This window comes from Pseudonocardia sp., from assembly GCF_025965585.1.
GTDB lineage: Bacteria > Actinomycetota > Actinomycetes > Mycobacteriales > Pseudonocardiaceae > Pseudonocardia.
This window is the reverse complement of sequence record NZ_JAOPWR010000070.1, coordinates 1-8,828: the sequence shown is the minus strand read 5'-3', so window position 1 is coordinate 8,828 and position 8,828 is coordinate 1. Positions and strand designations below refer to the sequence as shown.

5 protein-coding genes are annotated in these 8,828 nt (G+C 72.8%); 2 read left to right on the top strand and 3 right to left on the bottom strand.

The genetic code is table 11. From position 1 onward, the window contains the following. Both JWR81_RS04510 and JWR81_RS04505 read left to right on the top strand, forming a co-directional pair. Nucleotides 1–268 (top strand): hypothetical protein (locus JWR81_RS04510; RefSeq protein WP_367278733.1); only part of this gene is annotated, 268 nt, incomplete at its 5' end. A 195-nt stretch (nt 269–463) separates the two neighbouring features. Further along, the gene (locus JWR81_RS04505) at nt 464–1,492 is read left to right on the top strand and encodes a nucleoside hydrolase (protein WP_297646881.1); all 1,029 of its coding nucleotides are present in this window, start codon (nt 464–466) and stop codon (nt 1,490–1,492) included. A gap of 7 nt (nt 1,493–1,499) precedes the next feature. Here the strand turns inward: JWR81_RS04505 and JWR81_RS04500 are convergent, their stop codons facing one another. The 3 genes from JWR81_RS04500 to JWR81_RS04490 form a co-directional block, all read right to left on the bottom strand. Next, nucleotides 1,500–2,306 carry an alkaline phosphatase family protein gene (locus JWR81_RS04500; protein WP_297646879.1) on the bottom strand — a complete coding sequence of 269 codons (807 nt, stop codon included), beginning with the start codon at nt 2,304–2,306 and terminating at the stop codon, nt 1,500–1,502. Between the two features lie 530 nt (nt 2,307–2,836). Further along, complete coding sequence (locus JWR81_RS04495; protein ID WP_297646877.1) at nt 2,837–4,075, bottom strand: aspartate aminotransferase family protein; 1,239 nt, start codon at nt 4,073–4,075, stop codon at nt 2,837–2,839. 289 nt (nt 4,076–4,364) lie between these two features. After that, complete coding sequence (locus JWR81_RS04490) at nt 4,365–8,642, bottom strand: Pls/PosA family non-ribosomal peptide synthetase (protein WP_297646875.1); 4,278 nt, start codon at nt 8,640–8,642, stop codon at nt 4,365–4,367. Nucleotides 8,643–8,828: the final 186 nt, after the last annotated feature.

Here is an 8,828-nt window from a genome sequence, read left to right as displayed (position 1 = left end):
GGAACGACCGAACCGGAAGGCGACGACGATGCACACCACCACCTCCCCCGCCCTCAGCCCCCGGGATCGGGCCGTGCTGCGGGCCGTCGCCGCGGGCCGCTGCGAGATCTCCGGGCGCCTCGGCGGGGCGCTCGTCGTCGACGGCCTGTTCCTCAGCGACCAGTTCACCGGCCATCGTCTCGCCGGTGCCGGACTGATCGCGCGGGACCCGCAGCTGGGCGAGGCCGTGCTCACCCCGTCCGGCCGGGCCCTGCTCGCCGCCGCCTGAGCCCGGAGTGCTCCCCCACGACCCGACGGCCCCCGTGCGGGCACCGAAGCCGCCGGCATGCACGATGTGACGCGGCGCGGAGTCGTCGGCGGGTCGACGCAACCGACCGGGCTGTCGTACGTCCTTGATGGCAGGGCTGACAGCAACCATGAGGCCGGCCCGGCGTTGATCCCTCCACCGGCGAACGAGGAGACCATGTCGAACTGGCGAAGGATCGGCGTCGCGGTGTGTTGCGTGGCCGGCGCGGGTCTATGGGCGTTCACCGGCCTCGCCGGGGTGTCCGCCGCCGCCCCGGCTCCCGCGGCCGGCGCGACCCCGTTGATCATCGACACGGACGCGTTCTCCGACGCCGACGACGCCGGCGCGCTGGCCGTGGCCAACGTCCTGCAGGACCAGGGTGCCGTGCGGCTGCTCGGCGTCATGGTGGACACGCCCAGCCGCTGGGGCGCCCCTGCGGTCCAGGCGATCAACACCTACTACCACCACGAGAACGTGCCGGTGGGCGCGCTGCAACCCGTCGACGACAGCACCGCGCCGAGGAACTGGGCAGAACCCGTCGCCAAGGACTTCCCCAACACGCTCCAGGACGGCGCGAACGCACCGGAAGCCGTCGGGCTGTACCGCAAGCTCCTGGCCGCCCAGCCGGACCACAGCGTCGTCATCGCCGCCATCGGCCTCGAGACCGGTCTTGCGAACCTGCTCGGCTCGCCTGCGGATGCCACGAGCCCGCTGACGGGCCGGCAACTGGTCGCCGCGAAGGTCAAGGAGCTGGTGATGATGGGCGGGCAGTTCCCGAAGGGCGCGGAGTCCAACTTCGCCAACGACCCGGCGGCGGCGGTGCAGGCGGCCGGGGACTGGCCCACACCGGTGGTGTTCGACGGCTACGAGATCGGCGCGCCGATCCTGACCGGCTCGGCGCTCACCGACGCCCCCGCGGCCGACCCGGTCCGGGAGGCCTACCAGATCTTCGCCGGCGCAGGCAACGACACCGGTAGCTGGGACCTGACCGCTGCCCTCGTCGCCGGCACCGGAACCGGAAAGCTGTTCACGCTCAGCGGGCCCGGGCACATCACCGTGGCCCCCGACGGGTCCAACACCTGGGCGAGCACCCCGACCGGCAACCAGCACTACCTGGTGGCCGCGGCACCAGCAGGCACGGTCGCTGACCGCCTGCAGTCCCTGCTCACCCAGAACCCCACCGCGGCCACGGACTCCCGAAGCTGAGAACCCGTCAGCGGGACAGCTGGTCTCCCGCCGGTGCGGGTGCGACGGTGGGGCCGGAACGGCCTGCCGCGCTGGATGCGGCCGGCGCCCAGATGTCGGTGATCGGCTCGGCCGTGGCGCTGTCGCCCAGCGGCTGGAGGCCGTAGGCGTTCTCGATGGTGCGCAGCAGCGAGTAGTGGTCGATCTGCTCCGCGTACCGGCCGGGGCGCACCCCAGCACCGGCAACCATGGTGGCGATGCCGTTGTCGGGCGAGGAGTCGCTGGCCTCGTCCCAGGTGACGATCAGCCAGCTGTTGTGCGTGGCCGCCCAGCTCAGGTAGCCGGCGAGGTTGGCCTCGAGCCACCTGTCCCCGGACGCGACGCCGCAGTCGTGCATGTCGTCGCACAGGTTCGGGGTCACCCACGAGACGGTGGGCAGTTGCGCGTAGTCGGCCGGCCACGCCGTCCAGGGCTGGTTGGAGGCGGCCGGGATGTCGGCGAACGCGGTCCACGGGGAGTGCTTCTGCGCGTACCTCCCGGACGTGCACCCGGTGAACCCGGCGCGCGGGAGGTCCTCGGAGTAGCCGACGAAGCTCTTCCCCGCGGCGAGCAGCTCGCTGCCCAGGTTCGGCGCCGACAACCGGCCGACGCAGGAGTCGTCGGAGACACCCTGCTGGCCACCGGAGAACAGCGCCATGTAGTTCGGTTGTGACGGGTGGGTCTCGGCGCGCGCGTGGGTGAAGGTGGCGCTCCGCGCGGCCAGGGAGGTGAGGTACGGGGCGGCCTTGTTGCCGATGATCGCGGAGGCGTCCTCGTTCTCCTCCACCACCACCACGACGTGGTCCGGCGTGGGGACGGCTGCCGGTACCGCCTTCGTTCGGGTCGGGACCGGAACTGCCGGCGTCGGCGCTGTCGGTGTCGGCGCTGTCGGCGCTGTCGGTGTCATCGGTGTCGGCGCCGTCGGTGTCAGCGTGGCCGCGGCCGGCGTGGTCGACACCACGGCGGCACGCGGGGCTCGTTCCGTTGCGTACGCCGACGGCGCACCTATCACCGCGACCGCCACGACGGCCACTGCGAGCACGGCGCACCAACGGCGCCGATGGCTGCGGTCTGACATGGCCCCCCTCGAGTCCCCCGAGACCGCTGCATGTGATCACGGGACCCCGGGTCGGGAGCGCTGTCGGCTGATCAGTCACCCGCGGGTGTCACACAGACCCCCGGGACGGGTGACATCCGGTCGGCACCCCCGCGGCCGCGGCCACCCGACCGTGGTGTCCGGCGGAAAACGGGCTCGGCGCCCCGCACACACGGCAGCGCCGCCTGGGCCGGGGTGCGGCACAGGCGGCGCGGAGCCGGGAGGGTGGGTCAGGCCGCGCGGGCGGCTCCGACGTAGGCGCCCTCGATGGCGTGCAGCAGGATCGAGCACGCGATGTCGACGACCTCGGCGGTGACGTTGAGCGGCGGCAGCATCCGGACGACGCAGTCGTCGCGGCCGCCGAGCTCCACGATCAGGCCGCTGCGCAGGGCGCGGGCCTGCACGTCCTCGGCCAGCTCGGTGATGCTCCGGCCGTCGGCGGGGGCGTTGAGCTCGATGCCCCACATCAGGCCCCGGCCGCGCACCTCCAGCACCGCCGGGTGGCTCGCGAGGCCGGCCAGGCGGGCACCGATCTGCTCGCTGCGCTCCCGCACGTTGCCCAGCACGTCGTCCCGGCGCACGATCTCGACCGCCTTGGCACCCGCCGCGAAGGCGAGCTGGTTGCCGCGGAAGGTCCCGGTGTGCGCACCGGGGTTCCAGACGTCGAGCTTCTCGTCGTAGATCACGATCGCGACGGGCAGGCCCATCCCGCTCAGCGCCTTGGACGCGATGATCACGTCGGGCTCGATGTCGTACTGCTCGAAAGCGAACCAGCTGCCGGTGCGGCCGCACCCGGTCTGCACCTCGTCGACGACGAGCGGGATGCCCAGCTCGCGGGTCAGCTCCCGCACGCGCTGCACGAACTCCTTGCGCGCCGGGATGACGCCGCCCTCACCCTGGACCATCTCCATGATCACCGCGGCCGGCAGGGTCAGGCCGCCGTTCGGGTCGCGCAGGGCCCGCTCCAGGAACGAGACGCAGTTGGTCTGGCACGTCTGCGGGTCCAGCGCCAGCGGGCAGCGGCTGCACGAGGAGAAGGGGAAGAAGTGCACGCCGGGCATGCCGTTGGCGATCGGGCGCTTCTGCGAGACGTTGCCGGTCATCGCCATCGCGGCGTGGCTGCTGCCGTGGAAGCCGCCCTGGAAGGACACGACGTCGCCGCGGCCGGTGGCGGTCTTGCAGAGCTTCAGGGCGGCGTCGACGGCGTTGGCGCCGGTCGGGCCGCAGAACTGGATCTTCATGCGGTCTCGCATGCTCGCCGGCAGCATCGACAGCTGGGCCTCGGTGAAGGCGTCCTTCGCGGGCGTCGGCATGTCCAGGCCGTGGGTGAACACGCCCATCTGCGCGGTCGCCGCGGCGACCAGCTCGGGGTGGTTGTGGCCCAGCGAGAGCACGCCGGCACCGGCGAGGAAGTCGATGAAGACGTTGCCGTCCAGGTCACGGATGTGGCTGCCGGAGGCGTCGGCCACGGCGAACGGGAAGTGCCGGGGTAGACGCGGGCATTCGACTCCCGCTGCTCCTGCCGGGCCAGCAGCTCCGCCGAGCGGGGGCCGGGCAGGTCCGTGCCCACGTGCGGGCGGGCGGAGGGCCGCAGGGCCGTCGGGACGGGCCCGACGGCGGTGGCGGGTGCCGCGGCCAGCACGGGACGCGGGCGGGGCGTGGGACGGGCCGCCGGCACCTCGACGGCAGACACCTCGACGGCGGTCCGCTCGGCGGTGAGCAGCGCAGCGGTGGGCAGGACGGTGGTCGGCTGGGCGGTCATGGCGATCTCCTGTGAGGTGGGCGGCACCTGAGGAGCCGCGGGGGTGGGACGGCCGGCCTGCGGGGCCGGGGCCGGGGCCGGGCGGGCGGGGGCGGGGTGGGACACGGGCTGGGGGGCGGCCTGGGTGGTTCGGGTCCGCGGGGCCGCCGCGACCGGGGGGCCTGACGCGGTGTCGGCACGGCCGCCCGGATCTCGACGGCGGGGTTGCCCTGCCAGTGGGTGTGCGGGGCCATCTCCTCGCCCTTCATGAGGAAGGCGTCGGCGTCGAGCACGGCGCCTGCGCCCACGGTCACGCCGTAGTGCACGAACGCGGCGACCCCGAGGACGGCACCCGCGCCGATGACGGTCCGGTCGGACTTGAACGTGCCGTCCTCGAGCGAGTGGCACTGGATCACCGATCCGGCGTTGAGCACGGCGTCGTCGCCGATGGTGACCAGCGTCTTCTCCGGGATGCCGCAGCCGTCGTCGAAGACGCGGCGCCCGATGCGCACGCCCAGCAGCCGCCAGCTCAGGGCCCGGAACGGGGTGCCGGCGAAGGCCGCGGACGCGAGCAGCTTCCACAGCCGCTCGTGGCGCCAGAAGTAGGGGTCGTAGATGGAGACGAACCGCGGGACGAGCGAGCGGAAGCCCGTGGCGGCGCGCTCGGCCAGTGCGCCGAAGACGATCGCGAACCCGATCGCCGCCACGAGGCCGACGGTCGTCGCCGCCTCGCCGAAGCGGGGGTAGAAGCCCGCGGCGACCGTGGTGATCAGCGTGAGGGCGAAGAACTGCACCCAACGGACCAGCAGGAACGTGACCATGCTGATGGCGTTGTACCGGTTCTTGGCGGCGAGCCTGCGGCGCAGGACCGCGGGGTCCTTGAGCTCGTCGAACGCGGAGTCACGGGCGACCGAGCGCGGGATCTCGAAGCACGGCGATCCGAGTAGGCCGACGTTCTCGCGCACCGGGCCGTCGATCGGGATCATGACCTTCGTGCCGAGCAGGACGTTCGCACCGATCCTGGCGCCCGCAGGCAGGGCGATGTTGTTGCCGATGAAGTTGCGCTCGCCGAGCGCGATCCGCGACATCCGGAACGAGCTGCTGGAGAAGTCGGCGTTCATGATCGCCAGCCCGTCGGAGACCATCGTGCCGGTGCCGATCGTGGTGAGCAGCGGCGAGTCGTGGCTGAGCTCGGTGCCGAAGTTCGACCCGGTCTGCTCGACGACCGACAGGTCGTAGCCCAGGCTGCGGGCATAGCCCACGGCGGCGGAGCTGTCGCCGAACAGCAGCATGAAGAACGCGGAGTTGCTCAGCCGCGTGATCGCCTGGGCGACGACGTGGTGGAAGCCGTAGAGCCGGTAGGTCCGGCCGGGCCGGACGAACACGCTGAGCAGGCGCGGGAGGACCACCATCGCCGCCAGCGAGACGATCACCCCCGCCGCGAAGAGGATCGCCGTGACCGCGGCGAGGGTCAGGTAGAGCCGCGGCGCGGTGAGCGACTGGTTGGCGGGATCGACCACTCCGGCGACGACGGGCACCGCGGTGAGCAGCGTGACCGCCGCGCCGAACAGTGCAGGTGCCACCAGCAGCATGGCCAGCAGCTGCGCGAGCCCGTAGACGAAGCGGCGCAGCGTGCCGGACCGGAGCGGCGCGACGGAGCGGTAGTCGACGTCCGTCGGCTGCGCGGGGACGCCGTGCCAGCGCTCGCCCGCGGGGACGACCTGACCGTGCAGTGAGGAGCTGTGCCCCAGCTGCGCACCGTCGCCGAGGACGCTGCCGATCGCGAGCACGGTCTTCTCGCCGACGAAGCAGTCGCGGCCGAGGGTGACCGGTCCGGTCCGCAGGGCGCCGCTGGTGGCGTGGTAGCCGGGGAACAGGCAGCCGCGGCGGACCAGGGAGCCCTCGCCGATCGTCAGCAGGTCGGTGACGACCGGGACGCTGCGCGAGAGCACCGTGGCGCCACGGCCGATGTGCGCCCCCAGCGCACGCAGGTACAGCGTGTAGAGCGGCGACCCGGCGAACAGCACCAGCGGGTTGGCCCGCACCAGCGTCTTGACCACCCAGAAACGCAGGTAGCGCAGGCTCCACAGCGGGATCTCGCCGGCCTTCCAGCGACCGACCAGCAGCCACTTCGCCCCGATCGGCAGCACGCAGGAGGCCACGACCAGCCCGGCGCCCCACTCCAGCGCCCGCAGGAAGACCGCGAGGTCGTCCGTCGCGTGCGCGGCCCAGGAGAAGCCGAGGTCGAGCACGAGCCCGCTGCCGTAGGCCATGGCCAGGAACAGCAGCAGCTGCAGGGCGCCGCACGTCCAGTAGCGCGCGGTGCTCGTGCGGACCACCGTGGGCGCGGCCGGTGCCGGGCCGGCCGTCCCCGCCGCTGCCCCCGTGCCTGTCGCGGCGGGTGCCGCGTCACCGAGGACCGCGGCCAGGCTGCGGACCGTCGGGTTCTGGTAGACCTCGCGCATCGACAGCGACCCCAGCGTGGTCTCCTTGCGCACCAGCGCGGAGAACCGGGCCATCAGCAGCGAGTTCGCGCCGAGGTCGTCGAAGAAGTGGCTCTGCACCGAGACCCGGTCGACGCCCAGCGTGCGGGCCAGCGCACCGGCCAGGATCTCCTCGGTTCCGCTCTCGGCGGCCACGTGCTCGCCGGCCTCCGTCCCGACGCGCCGGGCCGTCGGGGCGGGCAGCGCCTTGCGGTCGGCCTTGTCCGAGGTCGTCATCGGGATGGCGTCGAGGTGCTCCAGGTAGGCGGGCACCATGTAGGACGGCAGCCGGTCGCGCATGTGCGCGGTGATCGTCTCGGGGCCCACCGCGGCGACGCCGGTGCGCAGGCTGTAGTAGCCGACCAGCTCGACCGTGCCCGGCGCGGGCTCGAACGTGTCGACCACCGCGGCGGCGATGCCGGGCACCTGCAGCAGCACGGACTCGATCTCGGTGAGCTCGATCCGGTAGCCGCGGATCTTGACCTGCAGGTCGATCCGCCCCTTGTACTCGATCTCGCCGTCGTCGTTGACGCGGCCGAGGTCACCGGTGCGGTAGATCCGCCCCGACGGGTTGCCCGCGATGCCCAGGAAGTCCTCGATGAACGCCTTGTCGGTGAGGTCGTCGCGGTTGAGGTAGCCCGTGGCGAGCCCGATGCCCGCGATCCCGATCTCCCCGACCTCGCCGTGCGGCAGCGCACGGTAGGGGTTCTCCGGGTCCAGGATCACCGTGGCGTAGGTCGGCAGCGGCTGCCCGATGGTGACCGACCGGTCGGGGTGCACGGTCGTCCACGTGGCGGTGACGGTCGCCTCGGTCGGCCCGTACACGTTGAGGAACCGGCGCCCGGGTCGGTGCCAGCGCGCGATCAGGTCCTGCGGGCAGGCCTCCCCCGACACCAGCAGGAACCGCAGCTCCGGCAGGTCCTCCTCGAGCGTGGCCAGCAGCGTCGGCACCACGCACATGGCGGTGACGCGGCGGTCGGTGAGGAACTGGTGCAGGTCCAGGCCCAGCAGACTCCCGCCGGCCGGCTTGGGCACGAGTGTCGCGCCCGCCACCCACGGCACCCAGATCTCCTCCACCGAGAAGTCGAACGCGATGGTCATGCCCTGGTAGACGCGGTCCTGGGTGCGGATGCCGTAGACCTCGGCGGCGACCCGGACGAAGTTGCAGATGCTCGCGTGCTCGATCGCCACGCCCTTGGGCCGGCCGGTGGTGCCCGAGGTGTAGATCAGGTAGGCCAGCTCGTCGACCGGCCGGCCGCGCTCGGCGTCGGTGAGCCGGGTGCCCGGCTGCGCGGCCACGGCCTCGGCGGCCCGGTCCATGTAGAGCAGGCCGGGCGCGAACTCCTCGAGGCCCTCGACACGGTCGCGGACGTGCGACAGCGAGAGCACGAAGCGGACGCCGGCGTCGGACAGGATGTAGGCGATGCGGTCGGCCGGGAAGCCGGCGTCCAGCGGCACGTACGCGGCGTTGATCTTCAGGACGGCCAGCATGCCCACGTAGGAGTGCACGGCCTGGTCGAACAGCAGCGCGATCCGGTCACCCGGGCCGGCGCCCCGGGCGAGCAGGTACCGGGCCAGCCGGTTCGCGCGCTCGTCGAGCTGGGCGAAGGTCAGGGTGATCTCCCCTGCGTCGACCGCGAGGTGGTTCGCGGGGCCGTACGCCCGCATCCAGTCGCAGCACTCCTCGAACACGTGGTCCAAGCGCTCGCCCTGCCGGGCCCGCGACCCCTGCGCGTAGTCGGCGGCCACGAGCACCGCCGGAGCGTCGGGGACCGCGATGGTGGTCGGTGCGGTGTCCTGCAGCGTCGTCACGGTGTCTCCTCGGCCTGCATCCCTCGTCGGTGCTGGTCATGAGCCTGTCAGCGGCGAAGCGGGCGATCGATGGTGTGATCCCCCGGGCCGCCGGGGAGCACCCGCGTCCGCGGGTAGGGCTGTCCCCACCCCGCATGCCGACGGCCCGGGACCCGATCGGGTCCCGGGCCGTCGGGCCGGGCGTGG

Bases quoted from the DNA above. Each gene is read 5' to 3' on its own strand.
- JWR81_RS04505 (WP_297646881.1), top strand. From the start codon at position 464: ATGTCGAACTGGCGAAGGATCGGCGTCGCGGTGTGTTGCGTGGCCGGC.